22 protein-coding genes are annotated in these 25,693 nt (G+C 64.1%); 15 read left to right on the top strand and 7 right to left on the bottom strand.

What is annotated here, in order from left to right; genetic code table 11:
• Window positions 1-201 precede the first annotated feature (201 nt).
• The 3 genes from EPD66_RS22110 to EPD66_RS22100 all read right to left on the bottom strand — a co-directional run bounded on the left by EPD66_RS22110 (window position 202) and on the right by EPD66_RS22100 (window position 1,540).
• Window positions 202-693: a hypothetical protein gene (locus tag EPD66_RS22110; RefSeq protein WP_142850742.1), complete on the bottom strand. Its 492-nt coding sequence runs from the start codon at window positions 691-693 to the stop codon at window positions 202-204.
• Window positions 694-815: 122 nt separating this feature from the next.
• A complete protein-coding gene (locus tag EPD66_RS22105) occupies window positions 816-1,190 on the bottom strand; it encodes a helix-turn-helix transcriptional regulator (RefSeq protein ID WP_142850741.1) in 375 nt (124 codons plus the stop codon).
• 2 nt (window positions 1,191-1,192) lie between these two features.
• Entirely contained in the window at window positions 1,193-1,540 is a 348-nt protein-coding gene (locus EPD66_RS22100; protein ID WP_142850740.1) for a helix-turn-helix domain-containing protein, read from the bottom strand.
• Between the two features lie 191 nt (window positions 1,541-1,731).
• Here EPD66_RS22100 and EPD66_RS22095 point away from each other — a divergent pair, with 191 nt between their 5' ends.
• Both EPD66_RS22095 and EPD66_RS22090 read left to right on the top strand, forming a co-directional pair.
• Complete coding sequence (locus tag EPD66_RS22095) at window positions 1,732-2,388, top strand: S24 family peptidase (RefSeq protein ID WP_142850739.1); 657 nt, start codon at window positions 1,732-1,734, stop codon at window positions 2,386-2,388.
• A 12-nt stretch (window positions 2,389-2,400) separates the two neighbouring features.
• Window positions 2,401-2,841, top strand: coding sequence for a hypothetical protein (locus tag EPD66_RS22090; RefSeq protein ID WP_142850738.1), 441 nt, complete (start codon window positions 2,401-2,403; stop codon window positions 2,839-2,841).
• 347 nt (window positions 2,842-3,188) lie between these two features.
• On the opposite strand, the gene EPD66_RS22085 is transcribed toward EPD66_RS22090, so the two are convergent.
• Window positions 3,189-4,670, bottom strand: a complete 1,482-nt coding sequence (locus EPD66_RS22085) for a YdiU family protein (protein ID WP_142850737.1) — start codon at window positions 4,668-4,670, stop codon at window positions 3,189-3,191.
• Between the two features lie 235 nt (window positions 4,671-4,905).
• Between EPD66_RS22085 and EPD66_RS22080 the strand changes: the two genes are divergently transcribed.
• On the top strand, window positions 4,906-5,379 hold the full coding sequence (locus EPD66_RS22080; RefSeq protein WP_142850736.1) for a DoxX family protein: 474 nt from the start codon (window positions 4,906-4,908) through the stop codon (window positions 5,377-5,379).
• A 55-nt stretch (window positions 5,380-5,434) separates the two neighbouring features.
• Here EPD66_RS22080 and ubiG read toward each other — a convergent pair whose 3' ends face one another.
• Window positions 5,435-6,211, bottom strand: coding sequence for a bifunctional 2-polyprenyl-6-hydroxyphenol methylase/3-demethylubiquinol 3-O-methyltransferase UbiG (gene ubiG, locus EPD66_RS22075; RefSeq protein ID WP_142850735.1), 777 nt, complete (start codon window positions 6,209-6,211; stop codon window positions 5,435-5,437).
• Between the two features lie 189 nt (window positions 6,212-6,400).
• Between ubiG and EPD66_RS22070 the strand changes: the two genes are divergently transcribed.
• From EPD66_RS22070 to clpB, 12 genes are all read left to right on the top strand, one after another.
• Window positions 6,401-7,621, top strand: a complete 1,221-nt coding sequence (locus EPD66_RS22070; protein WP_142850734.1) for an aspartate kinase — start codon at window positions 6,401-6,403, stop codon at window positions 7,619-7,621.
• Window positions 7,622-7,628: 7 nt separating this feature from the next.
• Entirely contained in the window at window positions 7,629-8,660 is a 1,032-nt protein-coding gene (locus EPD66_RS22065; protein WP_185961568.1) for a nitronate monooxygenase family protein, read from the top strand.
• An 18-nt stretch (window positions 8,661-8,678) separates the two neighbouring features.
• A complete protein-coding gene (gene ptsP / locus EPD66_RS22060) occupies window positions 8,679-10,940 on the top strand; it encodes a phosphoenolpyruvate--protein phosphotransferase (RefSeq protein WP_142850732.1) in 2,262 nt (753 codons plus the stop codon).
• 99 nt (window positions 10,941-11,039) lie between these two features.
• A complete protein-coding gene (locus EPD66_RS22055; protein WP_370511912.1) occupies window positions 11,040-12,251 on the top strand; it encodes a helix-turn-helix domain-containing protein in 1,212 nt (403 codons plus the stop codon).
• A 144-nt stretch (window positions 12,252-12,395) separates the two neighbouring features.
• Window positions 12,396-13,520 carry a flavodoxin-dependent (E)-4-hydroxy-3-methylbut-2-enyl-diphosphate synthase gene (ispG, locus tag EPD66_RS22050; RefSeq protein WP_142850730.1) on the top strand — a complete coding sequence of 375 codons (1,125 nt, stop codon included), beginning with the start codon at window positions 12,396-12,398 and terminating at the stop codon, window positions 13,518-13,520.
• A gap of 3 nt (window positions 13,521-13,523) precedes the next feature.
• The gene (gene hisS / locus EPD66_RS22045) at window positions 13,524-14,765 is read left to right on the top strand and encodes a histidine--tRNA ligase (protein ID WP_142850729.1); all 1,242 of its coding nucleotides are present in this window, start codon (window positions 13,524-13,526) and stop codon (window positions 14,763-14,765) included.
• A gap of 9 nt (window positions 14,766-14,774) precedes the next feature.
• Window positions 14,775-16,046 (top strand): glutamyl-tRNA reductase, encoded by a 1,272-nt coding sequence (hemA, locus tag EPD66_RS22040; protein ID WP_255448611.1) that lies wholly within the window; start codon window positions 14,775-14,777, stop codon window positions 16,044-16,046.
• 7 nt (window positions 16,047-16,053) lie between these two features.
• On the top strand, window positions 16,054-17,127 hold the full coding sequence (gene prfA / locus EPD66_RS22035; RefSeq protein WP_142850728.1) for a peptide chain release factor 1: 1,074 nt from the start codon (window positions 16,054-16,056) through the stop codon (window positions 17,125-17,127).
• A gap of 189 nt (window positions 17,128-17,316) precedes the next feature.
• Window positions 17,317-18,183 (top strand): peptide chain release factor N(5)-glutamine methyltransferase, encoded by an 867-nt coding sequence (prmC, locus tag EPD66_RS22030; protein WP_142850727.1) that lies wholly within the window; start codon window positions 17,317-17,319, stop codon window positions 18,181-18,183.
• 260 nt (window positions 18,184-18,443) lie between these two features.
• Window positions 18,444-18,863 carry a DUF4167 domain-containing protein gene (locus EPD66_RS22025; RefSeq protein WP_142850726.1) on the top strand — a complete coding sequence of 140 codons (420 nt, stop codon included), beginning with the start codon at window positions 18,444-18,446 and terminating at the stop codon, window positions 18,861-18,863.
• A 107-nt stretch (window positions 18,864-18,970) separates the two neighbouring features.
• Window positions 18,971-19,870, top strand: a complete 900-nt coding sequence (locus tag EPD66_RS22020) for a cation diffusion facilitator family transporter (protein WP_142850725.1) — start codon at window positions 18,971-18,973, stop codon at window positions 19,868-19,870.
• Between the two features lie 112 nt (window positions 19,871-19,982).
• Window positions 19,983-22,580, top strand: coding sequence for an ATP-dependent chaperone ClpB (gene clpB / locus EPD66_RS22015; protein WP_142850724.1), 2,598 nt, complete (start codon window positions 19,983-19,985; stop codon window positions 22,578-22,580).
• 97 nt (window positions 22,581-22,677) lie between these two features.
• Here the strand turns inward: clpB and EPD66_RS22010 are convergent, their stop codons facing one another.
• Both EPD66_RS22010 and EPD66_RS22005 read right to left on the bottom strand, forming a co-directional pair.
• On the bottom strand, window positions 22,678-23,616 hold the full coding sequence (locus tag EPD66_RS22010; RefSeq protein WP_142850723.1) for a rhomboid family intramembrane serine protease: 939 nt from the start codon (window positions 23,614-23,616) through the stop codon (window positions 22,678-22,680).
• 158 nt (window positions 23,617-23,774) lie between these two features.
• The gene (locus EPD66_RS22005) at window positions 23,775-25,145 is read right to left on the bottom strand and encodes a peptidoglycan DD-metalloendopeptidase family protein (RefSeq protein ID WP_142850722.1); all 1,371 of its coding nucleotides are present in this window, start codon (window positions 25,143-25,145) and stop codon (window positions 23,775-23,777) included.
• Window positions 25,146-25,693 lie beyond the last annotated feature (548 nt).

Below are 25,693 nucleotides of genomic sequence, written 5' to 3'. Positions count from 1 at the left end.
GAAGCGGCAGCTCTTCTGCGTCGGGCCGACAGATTGCAGCAGCATCTTGGGGCGTCGTATCGAGATATGGCCGGCCTTGCAGGGCTGGAATACCAACGCCTGCAAGAAGAGGTTCCGGCTTACAATCCGGACGAGGTTCTCCCTCCGGATTGGACCCATGTGTGGCGGGTGGCACTCGATTGCCTAGCGCGAAACTCTTGATCATGCCGCACCTCCGAACAGCGGCAGTTCGGCGACCAGGCGCTTCTGTTCGTTTTCCGCCTTCTGGATGAACAGCCACAACTGGCCCAGCCGGGCGAACTGCAATTCGCGACCTTCGATCAGGCGGCAGCCAGACGCTTCGGCCAGACCGGCCAAAAGGATCGTGTTCCCCAAGGCTTGGCAGAAAGCCGGAACCAGTTCAGCGGGGAAGCGGTTGGGCCGGGTGGCGCCGGTCCAGCTGTCGATCTGGGCCTTGGTGACCTCGCGGCCTACCAAGCCGGAAACGAGAGAGGCGATCTGGTCGCGGTCGAACGGGCAGGCGCGGATCGCCTTGTTCAGCAGAGCACGCAGACGCTGGTCGTAATCGAGGGCGCCCGGTTCGGGCTCCGGCTGAACAGGCACTTCGATCAGGTCTTCTTTCTGGCCCAGTAGATCCAGAAAGGCCATCTGGCGCGGGTCTTCCGCCCGGCGCCGTCCCTTCTTCATGGTCATCAATCCCTCCGCTTTCTGCTTCTTGATGGAGGAGGAAAAAAGGCCGGACGCACCGTTTTGCGCGCTGATGCGCCCGGCCAGGAGCCCAGGCCAACTGGCCCAGGGGGAGAAAATGACGGTATTCATTGGTCACCCGCCGCAGGCGTCAGATGTGACGCCAAGCCTCTGGCCGTCGCCATGCGCTGGCGGCGCTCCTCGATGCGTTTGCGGGTGTCCGCTTCGCGCTTGGCCTTGGCCTCTGCGCTCAGGGCCGGACGGGGGGTAGTCAGGGTGCAAAGCGCCACATCTGGCGCAAAGTTGACTGTCACACCCAGCATCGCGGCCCACTGGAACAGTTCAGGTGCCGTGCAGACCTGCCCCTCGGCCTCTATGCGCTGCAGCTTGCGCCGCGACCACCCCAACCGTGCCGCCAGGGCATCCTGGGTCAGGCCCAGCGCTTCACGGCGCTTGATCAGCGCCGAATGCAGGGCTGCGTAATATGCATCCCAGCCGGCCATGGTTATGCGGCCTCGCGGAGTTGCATATTGCTCTCCGGTTTTTGGCTGCTACGATTGGCCTTGGAACGACGGGTCTTTGGTGTGCCGTCGGGGTTATAGCGGTCGGGCCAGATTTCCGAGGGATGCTTATCCAGCATCTTGGCGATACGTCTCTCGACCGCCGGCCACTGCTTCCGCAGGCAGACGCTGATGGCGGTGTAGTGGTAGCCCCAACGTTCGGAAAGCTTTTCGAGCGAACCCTCGCGCTGGCGCAGGGCTGCCTTGATATCTTCCGGGTGCATGCCTTTGGCCGCTCGCTTCATCGGCTCTCCTAACCGGCCCTGCCAGGCCGGTTTTTTCGCGGTGTTCATGTTCAGGTTCTAGAATGAACATACAAAGATTTCTTGGTTCTATCAACAAGAAATCTTGGTAACACCAGGAAAAGCCCGTCACGGGCAGCCGATCCAGTAAGTGATTGATTTAGTTGAATTAAACTGGTGTTTCCTGCTCCACACCACTGTCGAGAACACGGAAACACCTTGAAAATTGGGTGTTGCAGGACATGGAATTCCGGGATCGGCTGCGTGCAGTTCGCGAAAAACTTGGTTCGCAAAAGGCGGCCGCTGACCTGGTAGGGGTTAGCGTCACTACATGGCAGTCCTACGAGGCGGGCGTCTCAGAGCCGAAAAGCAGCGCCCTTGCCCGTCTTTGCCAGCTAGGAATCAATCCTGTTTGGCTTTTGACTGGATTAGGGGAAATGGAAGGATCTGGTGAAACTGCACGCGGCCACGTTCAGCCACTCGGTTCTACCGTGAAGCTTCCGATTTATGATGCCGCACTGTCATTGGGTTTTGGCAATACAAATGGAAGTGCCAAAATTCTTGATGAATTTGATGTGCCTGAGTCTTACCTCAGAGACCACCTCAAAGCGTCTTCATCTAGTGTCGTTGGTGTATACATGCGAGGAGACAGCATGGAGCCAACTTTATTTGATGGAGACATAGCAATTATAGACACGTCATCACAAGAACTTCGAGATGATGTTTATGCATTCCGCTTGGCTGATGAGGGGTATATTAAAAGACTTCAGCTGCGAGGGCATAAATTGCTAGTCGCTAGCGACAACTCCGCCTATCCCGCATGGGAAATTGACCGTCGTGACGCAGCTTCAGGCTTACAGATTTTTGGCCGCGTAGTTGGCTCGATACGCAAGACCTGATGGAGCCAAGCAATGTTGATAACGATCCTGCTGATACTGATCGTCTGCATCCTGTTGTTCGGTGCTGCCGCAGTGAAGGGCGTCTTCGTGCGCCTCTTCGGCCTGCTCGCTGGTATATGTGCCGTACTTTTAGTCGGCGTAGCTTTGGGTGGAGCGAAGGAGTTATTCGAAAGCAAAGAGGTTAGATTATGCCGAGAAGCTCTCAATGAGGTATGGCCAGGAGAAAGAAAAATCACAGACATAAGCCACCACATGAATGATCGCTATTACCCGAAAAAAATCTCTGTCTCTCTATGGCTCTCAGAAAAAGGAGAGGAACAGGTTATGTACTGTGACTACATAAAAGAGAGCTTCTGGAGAACCTCTTTAACTAAGGTTGGATATTCACATAATCGCGATGGGGCTGAAAAGGTGGGGTTAGCTGAAAGCCTCATTCGGCGAGAGTTGAAATAGCGACGGCAGACTTTGTCCCAAGGCAGCCACTCTCCCTCAGATTTTATCCAAAAGCTCTCACCGCATAGCCCATTTTTGCGCATTTTTCGTCCAAAAGGCTGCCGCCCTACTAACGCCCGAAACGTCAGCCTTTCTGCGCCTCTCGGCCTATTCCAGGCCCTTCCCCGTGATTCCAAAAATGATCACCTCCCCACAGGGAGAGGCGGGCCAAAGGACAAACTTCCGGGGCCTGGGGCCCAAGGCCCCAGCGGGTTTGGGCGGAGCCCATGAAGTCCTCTTTATTTCCAGGGGATTGCCCTTAACCATAGCGGCTATGGGGCCGCGTCCTCCAAACTCTCTCTCTCTCTTTACGTCCCGCAGAAGGTCTGCAAGACGCGCTCGTGCGGCTGGGGCGGTTCGGCGTAATGGGCGAAGTCCGGCTGGTCGTCATAGGGCTTCGACAGGACGGTCAGCAATTCCTCGAAGGGCGCGAAATCGTGCCTTTCCACGGCGGCCGAAATGACGGCTTCGATGCGGTGGTTACGCGGGATGAAGGCGGGGTTGACCTTGCGCATCATCTCCTGGCGCGTGGCGGCGTCCTGGGGTTCCTGGCTCAACCGCTTGCGCCAGGATGCGATCCAGTCGTCGAAGGCGGCGGGATTGGTGGCGAACAGCTTCCGCAGCGCCTCGTTTCCCTCCGGCCCGGCGGCGGCTTTGACCAAATGGCGGAAGGTGAGGGTGAAGTCGGCCTTGGCCTCGCTCATGGCGGCCAGTAGTTCGCGGGCGAGGTCGATATCTTCTTCCCGTTCCGTGAACAGGCCCAGCTTGCGCCGCAGCCCGCCGTGGAAGGCCTTTTCGAACTTCTCCGCGAAGCCGCGAAGGATGTCCTGCGCCTCGGCGATGGCCGTGTCCTGGTCCTGCGAGAAAAGCGGCAGCAGGGTTTCGGCCAGCCGCGTCAGGTTCCACTGGGCGATCTTCGGCTGGTTGGCATAGGCGTAGCGCCCGGCATGGTCGATGGAACTGAACACCGTTCCGGGATGGTAGGCATCCATGAAGGCGCAGGGGCCGTAATCGATGGTCTCGCCGGAGATGGAGGTGTTGTCGGTATTCATCACGCCATGGATGAAGCCGACCAGCATCCATTGCGCGACCAGCGCGGCTTGGCGCGCGGTTACCTGTTCCAGCAGGGCATGATAGGGCCGGTCGCCGTCGGCCAGCTGCGGGTAATGCCGGGCGATGACGTGATCGGCCAGCAGGCGCAGCGCTTCCTCGTCACCGCGCGCGGCAAAGAACTGGAAGGTGCCGACGCGGATATGGCTGGAGGCGACGCGGGTCAGCACGGCGCCCGGCAGCAGCGTCTCGCGCATAACCGCCTCGCCGGTGGTCACGGCGGCCAGGGCGCGGGTGGTCGGGATGCCGAAGGCGGCCATGGCCTCGCTGACGATATATTCGCGCAGGACGGGCCCCAGGGCGGCGCGCCCGTCACCCCGGCGGGAGAAGGGAGTGCGGCCCGATCCCTTGAGGTGGATGTCCCGCCGCTGGCCGTCCCGGTCGATCACTTCGCCCAGCAGGATGGCGCGCCCGTCGCCCAGTTGCGGCACGAACTGGCCGAATTGATGGCCGGCATAGGCCATGGCGATGGGTTCGGCCCCTTCCGGAACCCGCGCGCCCGCCAGGACCGCGACTCCTTCGGGGCTGGCGAGCCAGTCGGGATCGAGGCGCAGATGCAGCGCCAGGTCCCTGTTCACCCGGATCAGTGCCGGTTCTGCCACCGGAGTGGGGGCGATACGGGCATAGAAGCGGTCGGGAAGACGGGCATAGCTGTTGTCGAAGGGAAAATGAGACGTCACGGGAAGGGGCTTTCAGATACTGGACGAAGGAAGGCTCAAGAGAGGATAGGTCGGTCTCGTTCGGCGTAAAACAAGAGGCGAGGGCAGGAGCGTCGCGCCGATGACGGTTTCCGATTCTTCAACAATATGTTCCATTCCAGCCGTCTTCTGAACAAAGGGAAATCCCTGCATGTTGAGGGAAGGAAAAGGCAGGGCGTGCTGTGGCGCCCATCATCCCCGAGAACAGGAGACAGATATGACACGCCAGGCACTTTCGGAGGCTTCCACGCCTTCGGCTCTTCCCTTCTTCGATGAGAAGCTGGCGCCGCTGGCCTATCCGCTGGTGCGCATCACGGCGGGCCTGCTGCTGATCCCCCATGGCGCGCAAAAGCTGTTCGGCTGGTTCGGCGGTCACGGCCTGGCCGGTACCGGCCAGTTCTTCGCCACGCAGCTCGGCTTGCAGCCCGGTCTTCTGTTCGCCGGTCTCGCCGGTTTCGTGGAGTTCTTCGGCGGGCTGGCCCTGGTGCTGGGATTGCTCACGCGGCCGGCCGCGCTTGGCGTGGCGATCCTGATGGCCGTGGCGGTCTTCGCCGTCCACCTGCCCAATGGCTTCTTCGCCAGCAATGGCGGCTATGAATTTCCCTTGATGTGGGGCCTGATCGCGCTCGCCATCTTCATGCGCGGCGGCGGGCGCTACTCGCTGGATGCCAAGTTGCGGCTGCCCTTCTGAATAAGAGAGGGCGGGCTGAAGAAAAGAAAAGGCGGGCCCACAAGGCCCGCCTTTTTCATTCCTTCACGCCGAAGATGGCGTAATTGACGTCCAGGTCGTCGGTCACCCGCCATTCGTCGGTGGTCAGGCTGTAGGAGAAGCCGCGCATGTCGCGCACGACGATGCCGCTATTGCGCATCAGGCGCGCCAGTTCCGCCGGTTTGAAGAACTTCCGCCAGTCATGGGTTCCGCGCGGCAGCCAGCGCAGGATGTATTCAGCCCCGATGATGGCAAGCGCGAAGCCCTTGACGCTGCGGTTGATGGTGGCGGCGAAGACCGGCGCGCCCGGTTTGGCGAGTGCGGCGACGGCATTCATGAAGGTTTCGGGATCGGCGACATGCTCGATCACTTCCATGGCGAGGACCACGTCGAAGCTTTCGCCGTTCAATTGTTCGGGCGTGGCGACGCGGTAGTCGATGTCGAGCCCACCCGCAGCGGCATGGACCTTGGCGACGCCGATATTCTTTTCGCCCGCATCGATGCCGGTGACGGTGAAGCCGAGCCGTGCCATGGGTTCTGCGATGAGCCCGCCGCCGCAGCCGATGTCGATCAGGGTCAGGCCCTCGAAGGGACGTTCCGCCTTGGGGTCGCGGCCGAAATGGGCGGCAAGGCGGTCGCGCAGGAAGGCCAGGCGGGCGGGATTGAATTTGTGCAGCGGCTTGAAGTCTCCGGTCGGGTCCCACCATTGCTCGGCGATCGCTGCGAAATGGGCGATCTCTTCCGGTGCTGCGGTGCTGCCCAAGGCGGGCTTGACCTGGGGGGCTGAAGTGGTTTCAGCGGCGATTTTCGCCATGTCTAGGCTCCTTTGGGGCTGCGCTGGCCCGGTCTTGCTTCCCTCGCGCCGACAGAGTATGTATGGGCGCCTTCTGGGCGGCAACCCAGGAATGTTTGCCGTGGGCGGAGTCGCCGCGGCGACGGTCTCTAGAGATTAAAGATAGTCGGGCCGCGCAGGTCCGACAGCAGGATTCAGGGGAAATTCCCAATGGCTCGCATCGTGATGAAGTTCGGTGGCACCTCTGTCGGCGACATCGAGCGCATCAAGAACGTCGCCCGCCGCGTCAAGGCCGAGGTGGACCGGGGCAACGAAGTCGCCGTGGTGGTTTCGGCCATGTCCGGCGTGACCAACCAGCTGGTCGATTACTGCACCCAGATTTCGCCGGTCTACGACGCCCGCGAATATGACGCAGTGGTCTCGACCGGCGAGCAGGTGACCACCGGCCTGCTGGCGATGGCCTTGCAGGAACTGGGCGTCGATGCCCGCTCCTGGACCGGCTGGCAGATTCCGCTGCGCACCGACGGCGCCCATGGCAAGGCGCGTATCCAGTCCATCGAATGCGACGAACTGGTCAGCCGCATGCAGCGCGGCCAGGTGGCCGTGGTCGCGGGCTTCCAGGGCATCGGCCCGGACAACCGCATCGCCACTTTGGGCCGCGGCGGATCGGATACCAGCGCCGTCGCCCTAGCCGCCGCCCTGCAGGCCGACCGCTGCGATATCTACACGGATGTGGATGGGGTCTACACCACCGATCCTCGTATCGTTGCCAAGGCGCGCAAGCTGGATAAGATCACTTATGAGGAAATGCTGGAACTGGCCTCGGTTGGTGCCAAGGTGCTGCAGACCCGTTCGGTCGAGATGGCGATGAAGCACCGCGTGCGCGTCCAGGTCCTGTCGAGCTTCATCGACGCCCCCGGCACTTTGGTTTGTGATGAGGATGAGATCGTGGAACAGGAACTGGTGAGCGGCATCGCCTATAGCCGCGACGAGGCGAAGATCACCCTGGTCAATGTGCAGGACCGCCCCGGCGTCGCTGCGACCATCTTCGGCCCGCTGGCCGATGCCAATATCAACGTGGACATGATCGTGCAGAACGTGTCGGAAGACGGCGCGACCACCGACATGACCTTCACCGTCACCAATGCCGACCTCAGCCGCGCCGTCAAGGTGCTGGAAGAGCGCAAGTCGGAACTGAACTACGAGCGCCTGACCCAGGACAGCAACGTGGTCAAGGTTTCGGTCATCGGCGTGGGCATGCGCAGCCATGCCGGTGTCGCCAAGACCATGTTCCAGACCCTGGCGGAAAAGGGCATCAACATCCAGGTCATCTCTACCTCCGAGATCAAGGTCAGCGTCCTGATCGCCGAGGAATACACCGAGTTGGCGCTGCGTGCCCTGCACACCGCCTACGGTCTGGATGCCGCCTGAAGTGACCATGAGTTCCGCGCAAGCTCGTCTTGAGTCCTTGTGGCAACGGGGCCGGGAATTTCTCGGCACCGAATTCGCCATCATGGGCGGGGCCATGTCCTGGATTTCCGAACGGAATCTGGTCGCGGCCATTTCCAACGGTGGCGGTTTCGGCGTCATTGCCTGCGGTTCGATGACGCCGGAGCTGCTGAAGGCCGAGATCCTGGGCACCCAGGCCCTGACCGACAAGCCTTTCGGCGTCAACCTGATCACCATGCATCCGCTGCTCGACGAATTGATCGACATCTGCGGTGAATTGGGGGTCGGGCATGTCGTCCTGGCCGGCGGATTGCCGAGCGCCTCGTCGATCAAGCGCATCAAGGAGCATGGTGCCAAGGTGCTGTGCTTCGCTCCCGCCGTGGCCTTCGCCCGCAAGCTGGTGCGCAGCGGCGCCGATGCCCTGATCATCGAGGGAACCGAGGCGGGCGGCCATATCGGTCCGGTTTCGACCAGCGTGCTGGTGCAGGAAATCCTGCCCGCCGTGTCCGAGGTTCCGGTCTTCGTTGCGGGCGGCATCGGCCGGGGCGAAGCGATGCTGTCCTATCTCGAGATGGGCGCCGCCGGCTGCCAGTTGGGCACCCGCTTCGTCTGCGCCACCGAATGCATCGCTCATCCCAATTTCAAGCAGGCCTTCATCCGCGCCGCCGCGCGCGATGCGGTGCCGACCGTCCAGGTAGACCCGCAATTTCCGGTGATTCCTGTCAGGGCGCTTGCCAATCAGGGCACACGCCGTTTCATTGAATACCAGCACGAGGTGCTGGCGCGCTTCAAGGCCGGGGAACTGGACCAGAAGAAGGCTCAGCTGGAAATCGAGCATTTCTGGGCCGGTGCCTTGCGCCGCGCGGTGATCGAGGGTGATGTCGAGAATGGCTCGGTGATGGCCGGGCAGAGTGTTGGTATGGTGACACGCGAACAACCGACGGCGGAAATCCTGCGGGAACTCGTCGATCAGGCGCTTTCGGCCCTGGCGGCGCGTGATTCCGCATCCGTCTTTGCCTGAATGTAACAGGGGAGTGACATGTTGACCTCGGCTTCGGTGTCGCGTCGGCTTCTAGGGCGCCTGCGTGACGTCATGGCCGGGGGCGGCTCGGCGCAGGAACGGCTGAACAATGTCGTCAAGCTGATCGCCGCCGACATGGTGGCCGAGGTCTGTTCCTGCTATGTCATGCGTGCCGGCGAAGTGCTGGAACTCTTCGCCACCGAGGGTCTGCAGCAGGGCGCCGTCCACCAGACCCGCCTGCGGGTGGGCGAGGGCCTGATCGGCGATATCGCCGCACATGCCCGTCCGCTGGCGCTGGCGGATGCGCAATCCCATCCCAACTTCGCCTATCGTCCGGAAACGGGCGAAGAAATTTTCCACTCCCTGATGGGCGTGCCGATCATCCGCGGCGGCCGCGTGATCGGCGTGCTGGCGGTGCAGAACCGTACCCGGCGCCATTACCAGGACGAGGAGGTGGAAACCCTCGAAACGGTGGCGATGGTTCTGGCTGAATTGGTGGCCGGGGGCGAGCTGATCCGGCGCGAGGAATTGCTGCCCATCGACGGCTTGGCGGTGCTGCCTTTGCGCATGGAGGGCGTACGGCTGAATGCCGGGCTTGGCATGGGCACGGCGGTGCTGCACCAGCCGCGCATCGCCGTGCAGAAATTCGTCGCCGAAGATCCCAATGCCGAGCTGGAACGCCTGCGCCGCGCCTTGGGCGAGATGCATCTGAAGCTCAAGGAATTGTTCTCCTCGGCCGATCTGGCCGAAGGGGGCGAGCATGTGGACATCTTCGAGACCTACCGCATGTTCGCCGAGGACGCGGGCTGGATCAGCAAGATTTCCGAGGCGATCCGCACCGGCCTGACGGCCGAGGCGGCGGTGCAGAAGGTGCATGACGACACCCGCCTGCGCATGAACCAGGTCATCGACCCCTATATCCGCGAACGCCTGCACGATCTGGAAGACCTGGCCAACCGCCTATTGCAGCATCTGACCGGCGACGGCGGCACCGCCGCCGAACGCGATTTACCCGACGATGTGGTGCTGGTCTGCCGCTCGATGGGGCCGACCGAACTCCTCGATTACGACCGCCAGCGCCTGCGTGGGCTGGTCTTCGAGGAAGGCTCGCCGACCATGCATGTGGCCATCGTCGCCCGCGCCCTGGACCTGCCGGTGGTCGGGCGCGTCAAGGACGTGCTGTCGAAGATCGAAACCGGCGATCTGGTCATCGTCGACGGCGATAACCAGCAGGTCTTCATCCGCCCGGGTGACGATGTGCAGGAAGCCTTTGCCACCGCCCTGGTGGCGCGGCAGGCCAAGAAAGCCTCCTATGCCGCCCTGCGCGACGAACCGGCGGTGACGCTGGACGGCCAGCACGTGACCCTGATGCTGAATGCCGGTCTGCTGGTCGATCTCCAGCATCTGAAGGACATGGGGGCCGACGGCATCGGCCTCTACCGCACCGAAATTCCCTTCATGGCGCGTCCGTCCTTGCCCGACGTGCCGGCGCAGACCATGCTTTACCGCAAGATCATCGATCAGGCCGAGGGCAAGCCGGTGGTCTTCCGCACGCTGGACGTGGGCGGGGACAAGCTGCTGCCTTATTGGAACGCCGACGGTGAGGACAATCCCGCCTTGGGCTGGCGCTCGATCCGCATCACCCTGGACCGGCCGGCGGTCATGCGCCACCAGCTGCGCGCCCTGATCCGCGCCGCCGAGGGGCGGGAATTGCGCATCATGTTCCCGATGATCGCGGAAGTGGCCGAACTGGACAAGGCCCGCGCCCTGCTGGATCAGGAGGTCGAGCGCGAGAGGCAGCGGGGCGGCGCGGTCGGCGAGATCAAGGTCGGCACCATGCTGGAAGTACCGGCTTTGGCCTGGCAGTTCGAACAGCTTCTGAAGCGGGTCGATTTCGTCTCCATCGGCAGCAACGACCTCAGCCAGTTCATGTTCGCGGTGGATCGCACCAATCCACGCCTGGCCGAGCGTTACGACGTCCTGTCGCCGGGCATGCTGCGCTTTATCAGCTATCTGGTCAGTTCCTGCCGTAATGCGGACGTGCCGGTCAGCGTCTGTGGCGAAATGGCGGGGCGTCCGCTGGAAGCCATGGTGCTGCTGGCCCTGGGGGTGCGGACCCTGTCGATGTCCGCGCCGTCCATCGGCCCGGTCAAGTGCATGTTGCGCAGTCTCGACCTGCCTCCGCTGGAACGCTATCTCGACACCCTCCTTGATCTCCCTGACCACAGCCTTCGCGAGAAACTGAAATCCTATGCGATCGACCACGGGGTTGTGATCTGAACGCCATTGCTTCGTTGGGCCGGGGTTTGCTAAACAGGAGAGTGAATATGTTCTAGCCGGTCACGGCCGGCTTGTTTTGGGGAAGGGGGTTCCCGCAAAGTGGCTAGGACTCAAGACGAAAGCCAAACGGAGGGTCAGGCTGCTCCGAGCGTGACGGTTGGCTCCCTCCTGCGAACGGCAAGGCAGCGGAGCGGGCAGGAATTGACGGATGTGGCCGTCATGCTGCGCATCCGGCAGCCTTATCTCGAAGCGATCGAGCAGAACCGATACGCTGATCTGCCCGGCTCTACCTACGCGGTAGGCTTTGTGCGCGCCTATGCCGAGCATCTGGGACTGGATGCCAAGGAAGTGGTGCGCCGGTTCAAATACGAGACGGCCAACGACTTCAGCGGCCGCAAGGAACTGCACTTCCCGTCGCCGGTCTCGGAGGGGCGAGTCCCCGGCGGTGCGATCCTGTTCCTGGGCCTCGTGATGGCCGGTATCGCTTATGGCGGTTGGCATTTCATGTCGACCCAGGAGAGGAGCCTGGCGGAGCTGGTGCCCGATCTGCCGGATCGCCTGACCGCCCTGATCGACCGTTCCAAGGACGTGCAGGAGAACGACGTCAAGCAGCTGGCCGCAGCCGAAAGCGAAGCGGCCGCCATGGGCTCCGCCGGCAGTGTCGGGGAAGAGGAAACCGCCGAGCTGGCCGAGGCGGAGACGGCGGCTGAACCCGAGGGCGACAATGCCTCGGCCGTGCAGGCTGTGGCCGAGTCCGAGCCCGAGGCTCCGGCAGCCCAGGCCCAAACCGAGACGGTGCAGGCCGAGGCCGCCACGCCCGAGGCGGCTCCCGCCCAAGTGACGCAGCCTGCGCCCGTCCAGGCCGCTCCCGCTCAGCCCGCGCCTTCCCAGCCCACCGTCGCCGAGGCTGCTGCCCCGCCGGCGCCGCCGCAGGAGCAGGTTGCCGCCGTGGCTTCGGCTCCCCCGGCTCCGCGGCCTGCGGACTTGCCGGCGGTGCCGTCCGTCGAGCCGGTCGCCGAGGAAGCCCGCGTCTGGGGCGAGCAGAATCGCGACTCACGTATTCAGCTCGTGGCGACTGAGGAAGCCTGGGTGCAGGTGCGTGACGACAAGGGCCAGCTGTTGCTGACCCGTCTGCTGAAAAGTGGCGACACCTACATGGTTCCCGACCGTCCCGGCCTGACCCTGATGACCGGCAATGCCGGCGGCCTGAAGATCACGCTGGACGGCCAGGACCTGCCGACCCTGGGGGCGCGGGGAGCGGTGCTGCGCGATGTGTCCCTCGATCCGGAAAAGCTGCGCAGCCGCTTCTAGATCGCCCATCGCTGGTGAAACCGACAGGGGCGGCGGCGCCATGATGCCGCCGCCCCCTCTATCTTTGTGCAAGGCTTCTTTGCCGGGCGGTTTTGCGCTATAACCACCGCCCTTGGTTTTTCACGTCCCCGAGAAGGGCTTGCAATGAGCGTCAGGCCATACCGCGAAATTCTGCGGCGCAAGAGCCGCCAGATCTTCGTCGGCTCCGTCCCGGTCGGTGGCGATGCGCCGATCACGGTGCAGTCCATGACCAATACGCCGACCACCGACGTGGCTGCGACGGTCGCACAGATTCACCGCATGCAGGAAGCGGGCGTCGATATCGTCCGCGTTTCCTGCCCCGATCGCGAATCGGCGCTGGCGCTGAAGGAGATCGTGCGCGAGGTCCAGGTTCCGGTGGTCGCCGACATCCATTTCCACTATCAGCGCGCCATCGAGGCCGCCGAATCGGGCGCGGCCTGCCTGCGCATCAATCCGGGCAATATCGGTTCGGCCGAGCGCGTGCGTGAAGTGGTCAAGGCCGCCAAGGATCACGGCTGCTCCATGCGCATCGGCGTCAATGCCGGCAGCCTCGAGAAGCATCTGCTGGAGAAATACGGCGAGCCCTGTCCCGAGGCCATGGTGGAAAGCGGGCTGGAACATGCCCGCATCCTGGAAGACAACGACTTCTTCGACTTCAAGATCAGCGTCAAGGCCTCCGACGTCTTCCTGGCCGTTGCCGCCTATCACGGCCTGGCCGAGGCCTGCGATTACCCGCTGCATCTGGGCATCACCGAGGCGGGCGGCCTGCGCGGCGGCACCGTGAAATCGGCCATCGGCATCGGGTCGCTGCTCTGGGCCGGGATCGGCGACACCATCCGCGTCTCGCTGTCGGCCGATCCGGTGGAAGAGGTCAAGGTCGGTTTCGAGATCCTGAAGAGCCTGGGGCTGCGCCATCGCGGCGTGCGGGTCGTGTCCTGCCCGTCCTGCGCCCGCCAGGGCTTCGACGTCATCAAGACCGTCGAGATGGTGGAAGAGCGCCTGTCCCATATCTCGACCCCTATGACGCTCTCGATCATCGGCTGCGTGGTCAACGGCCCGGGCGAAGCCCGCGAGACCGATATCGGCCTGACCGGGGGCGGGGGCGGCTCGCATATGGTCTATGTGGCCGGCAAGCCCGACCACAAGATCGATAGCGCCGCCATGGTCGACCATATCGTCGAACTGGTCGAGGCCAAGGCCGCCCAGATCGAACAAGATTCCAAGAACGCTCAAGTCGCGAACGGATAAGGTATGTCTGCACTACAGCCGGTGCGGGGAACGCACGATCTCCTGCCCGAGGAAACCCGTCGTCATCGTTTCGTCGAGGAAACCGCGCGCAAGACCGCCGAGCTTTACGGCTTCGGCGAGATCGAGACGCCGATCTTCGAATTCACCGAGGTCTTCTCGCGCACCCTGGGCGAGACCTCGGACGTGGTGACGAAGGAGATGTATACCTTCCAGGACCGTTCCGGCGATTCGCTGACGCTGCGCCCCGAGGGCACGGCGGGCGTGGCCCGCGCCTTCATTTCCGGCGGTCTCGCCCAGCAGGTGCCGCTGAAGCTGTTCTATCGCGGCCCGATGTTCCGCCACGAGCGCCCGCAGAAAGGCCGCCTGCGCCAGTTCCACCAGGTCGGCGTCGAGCTTCTGGGCGTCGAAAGCCCGCAGGCCGATGTCGAGGTGATCGCCCTTGGCGCGCATATCCTCGACGCCCTGGGTCTGGGCGACAAGGTGACGCTGGAGCTGAATTCGCTGGGCGACAGTGAAAGCCGTGCGGCCTACCGTGAAGCCCTGGTGGAGTATCTGCGCGGCCATCTGGACGTGCTGTCCGAGGAAAGCCGTAACCGTCTGGAACGCAACCCGCTGCGCGTGCTCGATTCCAAGGACGAGAATGACCGCAAGGTGGTGGCCGATGCGCCGCTGCTGGGCGATTACCTGAACGATGCCTCGCGCCGCTTCTTCGACGGCCTGCGCGAAGGGCTGGACGCCGTCGGCGTGGCCTTCTCCGTCAATCCGCGTCTAGTGCGCGGACTGGATTATTATTGCCACACCGCCTTCGAATTCACCACCACGGCCCTGGGCTCGCAGGGCACGGTCCTGGCCGGTGGGCGCTATGACGGCCTGATCGGCCAGATGGGCGGGCCGCAGACCCCCGGCATCGGCTGGGCGGCGGGCGTGGAACGCCTGGCCATGCTGCTGGCCGCCGAGGTGCCCGCGCCGCGCCCCCTAGCGGTCATTCCCATGGGGCAGGACGTGGCCCAGGCCCTGGCCCTGACTCAGCGTCTGCGCCGTGCCGGTTTCGTGGCGGACCTGGGCTATTCGGGCAATATGGGCAAGCGCATGAAGCGGGCCAACAAGCTGACCGCCCGCGCCGCCATCATCCTGGGTGAAGAGGAATGGTCGCGCAACGCGGTCACCCTGCGCGACCTGGATAGCGGCGAGCAGGAAGAAGTGCAGCTGGACGGTCTCGAGGACCGCTTGGCGCGCTTTCGCTGAGGAGAGACGGTGATCGTCGCTCAAACCACCACCGGCCGGCTCATCATCGTCGGCGCCAATCACCGCTCCAGTTCGCTGGCGCTGCGGGATGCGCTTTTCGTGGATGACGAAGCCGCGCCGGCTTTCCTGGCGCGGCTGCGGGCGGCCGGGCTGGAACAGGCGGCGGTCCTGTGCACGTGCGACCGGATCGAGGTCCTGACCGTCCACCACGATCCCAAGGCCGCCGCCGACAAGGTTTCCACCGTCCTGGCCGAGCGGGCCGGGATCGATGCGGCCAGCCTGGGCGGGCAGCTTTACGTCCATACCGACGGCGATGCCGTCCGTCACTGTTTCGCCGTGACCGCCTCGCTGGACAGCCTGGTGATCGGCGAACCCCATGTCCTGGGCCAGGTGAAGGAAGCCCATCGCATCGCCCAGGCCTCGGGCATGTGCGGCAGCGAGATGGAATCCCTGCTGCAGGCTGCCTTCACCACGGCCAAGCGCGTGCGCAGCGAAACCGCCATCGCCGAACGTCCGGTTTCCATCGCCGCCGCCGCCGCGCAATTCGCCCGCGACCTGCATGGCGACCTGTCCCGTGCCTCGGCCTTGTTGGTGGGGGCGGGGGATATGGGCGAATTGGTGGCCGAGGCCCTGCGCAATAGCGGGCTCAGCCGACTGGTGGTGACGGCGCCTCGTGCTTCCCGTGCCGAGGCCCTGGCCAAGTCCCTGGATGCTTCCTGCCGTCCCTTCGAGGATTTGCCCGCGGCCTTGGCGGATGCCGACATCGTCCTATCTTCGGTGGGCGGACGTGGAATCGTGCTGACCGCCGATCTGGTCCAGGCGGCCCTGAAGAAGCGCAAGCGTAAGCCCATCTTCCTCGTCGATGCCGGTATCCCCGGCGACGTCGATACCGCGGTCAACAATCTGGACGGCGCCTTCCTCTACGATCTGGCCGATCTGGAACGGATCGCCATGGAAGGCCGCGCCTCGCGGGAACAGGCCGCGCGGGCGGCCTGGACGATCGTCGACGAGGAATTGGCGACCTTCCTGCGCAGCCGTGCCGCCCGTGCCGCCGTTCCGGCGATCGTGGCCTTGCGCCAGCGTTTCGAGACGGAACGCCTGGCGGTTCTTCAGGAAGCCGGCAACGATGCCGAGCGGGCGACTCAATTGCTGCTGGCCCGGCTGCTGCATGATCCGTCCGAGGCGATGAAGGATATCGCCGCCAAAGGCGATTCCGGCAAGGCGGAATGGCTGGCGACGGAACAGATGCTGCGTCATCTGTTCCGCCTCGACGACAAATAGGACCACAATGGATCTGGAAACCACATTCGACCGCGTTCTGACGCGCTATGACGAGCTGCGCGCCATGCTTTCGAGCGGCGATACCGATGCCTCGGCCTTTGCCAAGATGTCGAAGGAGCTGGCCGACCTGTCGCCCGTCGTCGAGGCCGTGCAGACCCTGCGCAAGGCCAAGGCGGAGATGCTCGAGGCCGCCGCGCTGCGCGAGGACCCGGAGGCCGATGCCGAGATGAAGGCCCTGGCCGAAGAGGAATATTACGGCCTGAAGGAGCGCATCCCCGAGCTTGAGCGCCAGGTGCAGATCATGCTCCTGCCCAAGGACGAGGCGGACGAGCGCAACGCTATCCTGGAAGTCCGCGCCGGTACGGGCGGCGAGGAGGCGGCCTTGTTCGCCGCCGAACTTTTCCGCATGTATGAACGCTATGCCGCCCTGCGCGGCTGGCGCTTCGAGCCCCTGGACGTCAGCGAGACGGGCATCGGCGGCTTCAAGGAAGCCAGCGCCATGATCACCGGCCGCAATGTCTTCGAGCGGCTGAAATTCGAATCCGGCGTCCACCGCGTGCAGCGCGTGCCGGTGACCGAAGGCGGCGGGCGCATCCATACCTCGGCCGCGACCGTCGCCGTGCTGCCCGAGGCCGAGGAGGTGGACATCCATCTCGACGAAAAGGACCTGCGCTTCGACGTCTATCGCAGCCAGGGGTCCGGCGGGCAGAGCGTGAACACCACCGATTCGGCGGTCCGCGTCACCCATATCCCCACAGGGATCGCCGTGGCCTGCCAGCAGGAAAAGAGCCAGCACAAGAACAAGGCGACAGCCTTGAAATTGCTGCGCGCCCGCCTTTATGAGGCCGAGCGCGAGGCCAAGGATGCCGAACGCGCCGCCTCGCGCAAGAGCCAAGTCGGCTCGGGCGACCGCTCCGAGCGCATCCGCACCTACAACTTCCCCCAGGGCCGCGTGACCGACCACCGCATCAACCTCACCCTCTACAAGATCGAGAAGGTGATGGAAGGTGAAGGCCTGGAAGATTTCGTCGAAGCCCTGCTGGCGACCGACCAGGCGCAGCGCTTGGCGGAGATGGAATAGGGGAGGGCCTTTGGCCCGCCGCATCCTTCGAGACGCCGCTGGCGCGGCTCCTCAGGATGAGGCTAATGAGGTTTTGTCTCAGGATTACTCCTCATGCTGAGGAGGGCCGCAGGCCCGTCTCGAAGCATGGGCCCGTGCTTTCACATGCAAGGCGGTATCCGGGAAAAGCCCCGCATGGCAGGACGTTCGATGACCACTGACGAAGTTCTCAGTCTGGGCGCCTTCCTGGCCGCCGCCGCCAAGCGCCTGACAGATGCAGGCATCCCCGACGCCCGGCTGGACGCCCGCCTGCTGGCGGCCCATGCGTTGGGAATGGCGCCGCTGAGCGTGGCGACGCGGCCCGAAAAGGTGCTGACGCCGGAAGAGGCCGCCGGCATCACCGCCCTGGTGGAGCGCCGGGCCAGGCGCGAGCCGGTTTCGCATATCCTGGGGCGGCGGGAATTCTGGTCGATGGAATTCCGTGTTACCGCCGACACGCTGGACCCGCGCCCCGATACGGAAACGCTGGTGGAGGCGGTGCTGGATCATCTTTCCGACCGCCAAGCGCCCTTGACCCTGGTGGATTTCGGTACCGGCACGGGCTGTATCCTCCTGGCGCTGCTGAGCGAGTTGCCGCAGGCCTGGGGCGTGGGTGTGGATCGCAGCCGGAAGGCGCTGGCCGTGGCGCTGGAGAATGCCAGGACCTTGGGACTAGATCGAAGGACGGGGTTTCTCTGTAGCGATTGGGCCGAGGCATTGACCGGAAGAGTCAATGTCATCGTCTCCAATCCCCCCTATATACCGGATGAGGACATTGCCGGGCTCGAAGCCGAAGTGGCGAAATTCGAGCCGTTGACGGCATTGGCCGGTGGCCCCGATGGATTGGCGTGTTACCGCAAACTGGCGCCCGAAGCGGCGCGGTTGCTGGCCCCTGGCGGGCTGGCGGCGTTCGAGGTCGGGCAGGGACAGGCGGCGGATGTGGCTGACCTGCTCTCGCGGGCCGGGCTTCATCTAGTCGAAATCCGTCCCGATCTCGCGGGAATCGAACGCTGCGTGGTGGCGCGCAAGCCTGCTTAGGGTGTGGGTTTTGCCCTATCCTCTGGTCTTAGAAAAAAAGTGTTGGAATGGCGACGCATCCCGTCTAGGTTTGGGGCTGCCCGCGCACAGATCGTGAGAAGATGACGAGTCCCGGCTTTGATGCCCCGGCTCCCCCTCTCCAGTGCGCCGCTTGCCATTTTCCACCGAAGCTCCAGCGCATTCCAGCGCCCGAGACACCGGCTGGCCGCGAGTCGCGGCCACAGGGGAATGATTGACGCAACGAACGTAATGAAGGTGCCATGAAGCCAGGCTCTCCAAACTCCAAGCAGCGTCCGCGCGGTCGTAACAATGGCAGTAGCGGCGGTGGTGGTGGTGGCGGCGGTGGGGGCGGACGGCCGCGCCCGTCGCGTAACCAGACATTCGACAGCAACGGCCCCGAAGTCCGCATCCGCGGCAATGCCCATCAGGTCTTGGAAAAGTACCTCGCCCTTGCCCGCGATGCTTCGTCGCAAGGGGACCGCATTGCCGCCGAAAACTTCTACCAGCATGCCGAACACTACTACCGCCTGATCAACAGCTATCCGAACAACGGCAATAGCGGTCATCAGCACCGTGATCGCCGTCCGTCGCCGGCCGAGGATCAAGGCGCGGAAGCGGAATCCGAAGCCGAGAACAACGACACGGCCGAGGACACTCAGGCCGAAGCCGTCAGCGCCTGAACTCTCAAAGGCGAATCGAAAAGGGGCGGGGCCTGTGGGCTCCGCCCCTTCGCTTTTCCCATCAGGCCCTTGCCAAGCCCGGGTGGCTATGACGAAATAGCCTCATCATGGATGGGCACGGCCACCACCATCATCAGCACGCCCGCGACAATGAGAGGCGGACGCTCGGCGCCTTGGCGTTGACGGCCAGCTTCATGTTCGTCGAAGTGGTCGGCGGGTTGCTATCCGGTTCGCTGGCCCTGCTGGCCGATGCGGCGCATATGCTGACCGATGCGCTGGCCCTGGCCTTGGCCTGGGGTGCCTTCCGGCTGGGGCGCAAGGGGGCCGATTCCCTGCGCTCCTACGGCTATCGCCGGGCGGAAGTGCTGGCCGCCCTGGTCAACGGCTTGGTGATCCTGGCCCTGGTCGGCTGGATCGTCTGGGAGGCCGTCTCCCGTATTCTCGCCCCCCGCCCGATCCTGGGGCTGCCCATGTTGGCCGTGGCCGCCACGGGTCTGGTGGTCAACCTGGTGGTGCTGCGCATCCTCCATGGCGGCCATGACAGCCTCAATCTGCGCGCGGCGGCCTTGCATGTGATGGGGGATCTGCTGGGATCGGTCGCCGCCATTCTTGGCGCGATCGTGATCCTGCTGACCGGATGGACTCCCATCGACCCGCTGCTGTCGCTTGTGGTCGCGTTGCTGATCGTTTTCGGCGCCGTCCGGCTGCTGCGCTCGGCCTTCCATATCCTGCTGGAAGGCGCCCCGGAAGGCTTTGACGAGGAGCAATTGCGCGAGGGACTGCTGGCAGCGGTGCCGGGCCTGGAGGACGTCCATCACATCCATGCCTGGTCCCTGGCCGGGGGACATCCTCTGGTGACCCTCCATGCCCGCATAGCGCCGGATGCCGACGGCGACGCCGTCCTGGTCGCCCTGAAGCGCGAACTGGAACAGCGTTTCGGCCTGGATCACAGCGTGGTCCAGATCGAGACCGCAAGCTGCCCGGATCAGCCCGAGCATTGCGCCTAAAACCGCACTTGCGTCCCTGCGGAGTTGGACTCATATAAGCCCCTAAGCATTAAGAGGGATTTCGCGCGGCCTATGAAGGAGCAAGGGATCCCGTCGCAAGAAGAGGAAGAGCATGGATTTCGAGAAATATACCGAGCGGTCGCGCGGCTTCATCCAATCCGCCCAGACCCTGGCTCTGCGCAGCAATCACCAGCGCCTGACGCCCGAGCACCTGGCCAAGGTGCTGCTCGACGACAAGGAAGGCCTGGCGGCCAATCTGATCCGGGCCGCTGGCGGCGATCCGGCCCGGGCCCTGCGGACCGTCGAGGCCGAACTGGGGAAACTGCCCAAGGTGGAAGGATCGGGCGCCGGACAGGTTTATCTGTCCGGCGAAATGGCCCGTGTCTTCGAACAGGCCGAGAAGCTGGCCGAGAAGGCCGGTGATTCCTTCATTACCGCCGAACGCCTGCTGCTGGCTCTGGCCATGGCGGTGGGAACCGGGGCCGCCCGTGCCCTGTCCGAAGCCGGTGTGACGCCCCAGACGCTGAACCGCGCCGTGGAAGAGGTGCGCAAGGGCCGCACCGCCAACAGCGCGACGGCCGAGGATTCCTACGACGCGCTCAAGAAATACGCCCGCGACCTGACCGCCCAGGCGCGCGAAGGCAAGCTGGACCCGGTGATCGGCCGCGACGAGGAGATCCGTCGCACCATCCAGGTCCTGTCGCGCCGTACCAAGAACAATCCCGTGCTGATCGGCGAGCCCGGCGTCGGCAAGACCGCCATCGTCGAAGGCTTGGCCCTGCGCATCGTCAATGGCGACGTCCCCGAAAGCCTGAAGAACAAGCGCCTGATGGTGCTCGACCTGGGCGCCCTGGTCGCCGGGGCGAAGTTCCGCGGCGAGTTCGAGGAACGCCTGAAGGCCGTGCTGAACGAGGTGACGGCGGCGGCGGGCGAGGTCATCCTGTTCATCGACGAGATGCATACCCTGGTAGGGGCGGGAGCCGCAGAAGGCTCAATGGATGCCTCGAACCTGCTCAAACCCGCCTTGGCGCGCGGCGAGTTGCATTGCGTCGGCGCCACCACGCTCAACGAATACCGCAAATATGTCGAGAAGGACGCGGCCCTGGCGCGGCGCTTCCAGCCGGTCTTCGTCAACGAACCGACGGTCGAGGACACCATCTCGATCCTGCGCGGCATCAAGGAAAAATACGAGATGCATCACGGCGTGCGCATCTCGGACAATGCCCTGGTGGCGGCGGCGACCTTGTCCAACCGCTACATCACCGACCGCTTCCTGCCCGACAAGGCCATCGACCTCGTGGACGAGGCGGCGTCGCGCCTGCGCATGCAGGTCGATTCCAAGCCCGAGGATATCGACGAACTGGATCGCCGCGTGATCCAGCTCAAGATCGAGCGCGAGGCCCTGCGCAAGGAAAACGACGAGGCCTCCCGCGACCGTCTGGTGAAGCTGGAAGACGAATTGTCGGAACTGGAAGCCCAGTCGGCCGAACTCACCGCCCGCTGGCGTGCGGAAAAGGAGGAACTGGCCCAGGCGACCAAGCTGAAGGAAGCCCTGGACCAGGCGCGATCGGAACTGGAGAACGCCAAGCGCCAGGCCAATTGGGGCCGCGCGGGCGAACTGGAATATGGCGTCCTTCCCGACCTGGAACGCCGCCTGAAGGAAGCCGAGGCGCGCGAACGGGCCGGCGGCATGCTGTCGGAAACGGTTACCGACGAAGAAGTGGCCAATGTGGTCTCGCGCTGGACCGGCATCCCGGTGGACAAGATGCTCCAGGGCGAGCGCGACAAGCTGCTGCGCATGGAGGAACATCTGCGCAACCGCGTGGTCGGCCAGGAAGAGGCGGTGATCGCCGTCTCGAATGCGGTGCGCCGCGCCCGAGCGGGCTTGCAGGACCCCAACCGGCCCATCGGTTCCTTCCTGTTCCTCGGCCCCACCGGCGTGGGCAAGACCGAGCTGACCAAGGCCCTGGCGGAATTCCTGTTCGACGATGAAAGCGCGCTGGTGCGCATCGACATGTCGGAATACATGGAGAAGCATTCCGTGGCCCGGCTGATCGGTGCGCCGCCCGGCTATGTCGGCTACGAGGAAGGCGGTGCGCTAACCGAGGCGGTGCGCCGTCGGCCCTATCAGGTGATCCTGTTCGACGAGGTCGAGAAGGCCCATCCGGATGTCTTCAACGTGCTGCTCCAGGTCCTCGATGACGGCCGCCTGACGGACGGGCAGGGGCGTACGGTGGACTTCCGCAACACGCTGATCGTGCTGACCTCCAACCTGGGGGCCGACATCATGGCGAACCAGCCGGAAGGCCAGGACACCGCCGTCGTCCGCGATCAGGTCATGGAAGTCGTGCGGGCGGCATTCCGTCCGGAATTCCTCAACCGCCTGGACGAGATTCTGCTCTTCCATCACCTCCGCCGCAGTGACATGGAAGGCATCGTCACCATCCAGCTCAACCGGTTGCTCAAGCTGCTGGCCGAACGCAAGATCACCCTTCAGCTGGACGAGGCCGCCCGCCAGTGGCTGGCCAATGCGGGCTATGATCCCATCTACGGCGCCCGCCCGCTCAAGCGGGTGATCCAGCGCAGCCTGCAGAACCCGCTGGCCAGCATGCTGCTGGAAGGCCGCATCAAGGATGGCGAGACCGTGCAGGTCTCGGCAGGCGAGGGCAGCCTGATCATCCAGGGCGCACGGGTGGACGCGGCGGCCTGAGGTGTAGGAAAATCTTGGGCTCAGTCCAAGCCCGCCAGGGGCCTCGGCCCTTGGCGGGCTTTTTGACAGCGGCGAAGGGCGAGGCGGGCCTCCTTCTTCATGAAGAGCGGTGCGGTCCGCTGGGAGGCACCGAACCTCGTCTCCGTTTCGGCGCCTCTTCCTCCTGCTTGGGCTTTTCCGGCGGCGTCTGCGGGCGCCAGGGCCTGGGAACGGCACTGCCCGCTGCGGGCAGGCGCATGGTCAGGCGGGGCAGGCGCGCGCGCGTGCGGGGCACACTGCCCAGCTTGCGCGCCATGGGCGGTCGCTGATGGCCGATCTCCCGCATGTATTCGCGGTCCGCGCCGCCGATCAGGCGGGCCGGGCGCTGGTGATAGCTCAAGGGACGGACCAGGGCGAGGCCCGCCAGCAGGCCGCCGATATGTGCCCAGCGTGCCACCCCGCCGCCTTGTCCGATGCCCGAGCCGATCTCTCCCAGGCCGATGGCGAAGTCGATCAGGAACCAGATGATCGTATAGGTCATGGCCGGCCAGGTGAAGGTCAGCGGGATGAACAGGATCGGGATCAGCAGCAGCAGGCGCGCACGCGGCCACAACAGGGTGAAGCCGCCCAGGACACCGGCCACGGCACCCGAGGCGCCGATCATCGGAACGGGGGAATCGGCGTTGATCATGACATGGGCCGCCGCGGCGGCGAAGGCGCAGGCCAGATAGAAGACGAGGAAGCGGGCAGGGCCAAGGCGCTGTTCCAGCGGCCTGCCGAACAGCCACAGGGTCCACATATTGATGCCGACATGCAGCCAGTTGCCGTGCAGGAAGGCGCTGGTCAAGGGCGGCAGCAGATAACCGAACAGGCTCTCGGGCCGGTAGCCGGGATCGGTATAGACGGCGGGGACCAAGCCGTAATGCAGGATCAGGCGCAGGAAATCGCCCCGATCGAGCAGCATCTGATAGACGAAGATCAGGACATTGACGAGGATCAGGGCAATGACCATCGCCGGCGGCCCATAGCCGGTGACGCTGGTCCTGATGGGCAGCATGGCGTTCCCCAGGATGAGAGGCGCACGGCAAATCTGCTGCGCGTCTCAAAGAAATGTCACCCATGATTCTCGGGTCAGCGGGGCGGCAGGTCAACGCCCTCCGAAGAAAAAGGCCGGGAGTTTCCTCCCGGCCTTCCTGAATTCGGCTGCGATCCGCTTTAATTGGTGCGGGTCGCGGTGTCGGTCTTCTTTGCCGCCACCTTCGCCTCGTAGGGAAGCTGGGCCAGCATCCGTTCGGTTTCCGCCATGGCGACCTTGAACTTCTGCAATTCCTTCCCGGCCAGCTTGTTGCCCGACTGGAACTTGACGCTCAGCGGGTTGACCTGCTCGTTGCCGGCCAGCACTTCGTAATGCAGATGCGGCCCGGTCGATCTGCCGGTATTGCCCGAATAGGCGATGATCTGTCCCTGGCGGACGCGGGCCCCGGCGCGCACGCCCTGGGCGAAGCGGCTCAGATGGGCATAGGCAGTGGCGTATTTGTCGGAATGGCGGATGCGGACATAGTAGCCATAAGCGCCGAAATTACCGGCCTTTTCCACCACGCCGTCACCGGCGGCCATGACCGGGGTGCCGATCGGCACGGCGAAGTCCACCCCCTTGTGCATACGGCTGTAGCCGAGGATCGGATGCTTGCGCATCCCGAAATTCGAGGAGATGCGCGCGCCGTCGACGGGAGTCCGCAGCAGCGCCTTGCGCACGCTTTCGCCATTAGCGGTGTACCAGTCGACGATTCCCGCGGAATCCTCGTAGCGATAGAGGGTGATGGCGCGGCCGCTCAGGGTCAGGCTGGCATAGAGCAGGTCGCCCTCGCGCACCAGGTTGCCCTTGTTGTCGTAGAAGCGCTCGACCAGGACCTCGAAATTGTCGCCCGAGCGGATATCGCGCTGGAAGTCGACGTCATAGGACAGGGCCTTCATCATCTCGACCACCACGGGGGCGGGAAGGCCGGTCGAGGAGGCGGCGGCGAAAAGGCTGGATTCGATGGTGGCGCCGAATTTGGCGATCTGGCGCGTCGTCTCGCGCATTTCTTCTGCGGCCTGGAAGCCGTTCTCGTCGCGCTGGGCACTGACTAGGCGACCGGCCTCTGGCTGCAGGATGATGCCGTTGAAGGGGCCGGTGCCGATGCCGTCGGCGGGGCGCTCGAAGCTCACCGTCACCTGCTGGCCCACGCGCAACTGGCGCGGATTGTAGACCTTGCGCAGGGCATCGATGGCGGTCATCGCCTCGGCCCGTTCCACTCCGACCTTGAGCAGCAGGTTGAGGAGGGTATCGCCCCGGTCCACTTCCACCACGTGAAGGATGGGGCGGGACTTCTCGTCCTCGATCTGGCTGTCGGTCCGCGCCGTCACCAGGGCCGGAGCGGGCAGCTCCTGTTCCAGTTCTTCATAGACGGGGATGGGCGTGGTGGGGATCGTGACGACCTTCTGGCTCTCTTCCTTGGGTTTGGAGGGGAGGGCATACCAGCCACCGCCGAGGCCGATCACTCCGATCGCCGCTAGCATGATCCCCGTTCGAGCCGTCAACGCCATCTATCACCCTCCGCAGAACCTTCGGATTGAATTCAGTCGGGTCGGGTGACAGAAGTCCTCCTTCCCATGACTTTCGGCGGGCACGCCACAGACATTTCCCCACAAGGGCATAGCCCTTGTGCTGGCACGGAAAATCTTGACGGGACCTGTACCTCCCCTGAAAAACCCCAGACATCGAAGCCGGCACCAGCCCCGCCGGGCTCCGATCGGCTGCTCGAAAGAGCCCCTCTTTCAAGCAATGCCTAAAGCGTTATGGCAAGGACGCGCGCAAAAGGCAAGGGCGGAAGCACTTTTGGAGGTGATCGGAATGGCAGATTCCAGCCATTTTTCATGTTATGGCGAATGGACAGGGCCAAGGGTGTGAAAATGAACCTCGAAAATTTGTCAACTAGCCTGTTGACAGGGGGCATCAGGAGAGACTACAAACCGCACCTCGCCGGACGGACCGGGTGACCGGTTGGTACGGCGGGCCAGAGTTTTCGAAAGGCTCCCGGTTCCGGGGGCGGCGCTTTGAGCGCCACGTTCTTTGACAAGTGAAGACGGAAGGG

It is taken from the genome of Telmatospirillum sp. J64-1, assembly GCF_006980715.1.
GTDB lineage: Bacteria > Pseudomonadota > Alphaproteobacteria > Rhodospirillales > Magnetospirillaceae > Oleiliquidispirillum > Oleiliquidispirillum nitrogeniifigens.
Note: the sequence above shows the minus strand (reverse complement) of the source record. Positions and strands in the feature narration are given on the sequence as shown.

What these genes read in the sequence shown, in the direction of transcription:
- EPD66_RS22005 (WP_142850722.1), bottom strand. Translation starts at nt 25,145, where the DNA reads ATGGCGTTGACGGCTCGAACGGGGATCATGCTAGCGGCGATCGGAGTG.
- ubiG (WP_142850735.1), bottom strand. Translation starts at nt 6,211, where the DNA reads ATGGCGAAAATCGCCGCTGAAACCACTTCAGCCCCCCAGGTCAAGCCC.
- prfA (WP_142850728.1), top strand. Translation starts at nt 16,054, where the DNA reads ATGGATCTGGAAACCACATTCGACCGCGTTCTGACGCGCTATGACGAG.
- EPD66_RS22100 (WP_142850740.1), bottom strand. Translation starts at nt 1,540, where the DNA reads ATGAACACCGCGAAAAAACCGGCCTGGCAGGGCCGGTTAGGAGAGCCG.
- prmC (WP_142850727.1), top strand. Translation starts at nt 17,317, where the DNA reads ATGACCACTGACGAAGTTCTCAGTCTGGGCGCCTTCCTGGCCGCCGCC.
- EPD66_RS22010 (WP_142850723.1), bottom strand. Translation starts at nt 23,616, where the DNA reads ATGCTGCCCATCAGGACCAGCGTCACCGGCTATGGGCCGCCGGCGATG.
- hisS (WP_142850729.1), top strand. Translation starts at nt 13,524, where the DNA reads ATGTCTGCACTACAGCCGGTGCGGGGAACGCACGATCTCCTGCCCGAG.
- EPD66_RS22110 (WP_142850742.1), bottom strand. Translation starts at nt 693, where the DNA reads ATGACCATGAAGAAGGGACGGCGCCGGGCGGAAGACCCGCGCCAGATG.
- EPD66_RS22090 (WP_142850738.1), top strand. Translation starts at nt 2,401, where the DNA reads ATGTTGATAACGATCCTGCTGATACTGATCGTCTGCATCCTGTTGTTC.
- clpB (WP_142850724.1), top strand. Translation starts at nt 19,983, where the DNA reads ATGGATTTCGAGAAATATACCGAGCGGTCGCGCGGCTTCATCCAATCC.
- EPD66_RS22070 (WP_142850734.1), top strand. Translation starts at nt 6,401, where the DNA reads ATGGCTCGCATCGTGATGAAGTTCGGTGGCACCTCTGTCGGCGACATC.
- EPD66_RS22105 (WP_142850741.1), bottom strand. Translation starts at nt 1,190, where the DNA reads ATGGCCGGCTGGGATGCATATTACGCAGCCCTGCATTCGGCGCTGATC.
- EPD66_RS22080 (WP_142850736.1), top strand. Translation starts at nt 4,906, where the DNA reads ATGACACGCCAGGCACTTTCGGAGGCTTCCACGCCTTCGGCTCTTCCC.
- ptsP (WP_142850732.1), top strand. Translation starts at nt 8,679, where the DNA reads ATGTTGACCTCGGCTTCGGTGTCGCGTCGGCTTCTAGGGCGCCTGCGT.
- EPD66_RS22065 (WP_185961568.1), top strand. Translation starts at nt 7,629, where the DNA reads ATGAGTTCCGCGCAAGCTCGTCTTGAGTCCTTGTGGCAACGGGGCCGG.
- EPD66_RS22025 (WP_142850726.1), top strand. Translation starts at nt 18,444, where the DNA reads ATGAAGCCAGGCTCTCCAAACTCCAAGCAGCGTCCGCGCGGTCGTAAC.
- ispG (WP_142850730.1), top strand. Translation starts at nt 12,396, where the DNA reads ATGAGCGTCAGGCCATACCGCGAAATTCTGCGGCGCAAGAGCCGCCAG.
- EPD66_RS22095 (WP_142850739.1), top strand. Translation starts at nt 1,732, where the DNA reads ATGGAATTCCGGGATCGGCTGCGTGCAGTTCGCGAAAAACTTGGTTCG.
- EPD66_RS22020 (WP_142850725.1), top strand. Translation starts at nt 18,971, where the DNA reads ATGGATGGGCACGGCCACCACCATCATCAGCACGCCCGCGACAATGAG.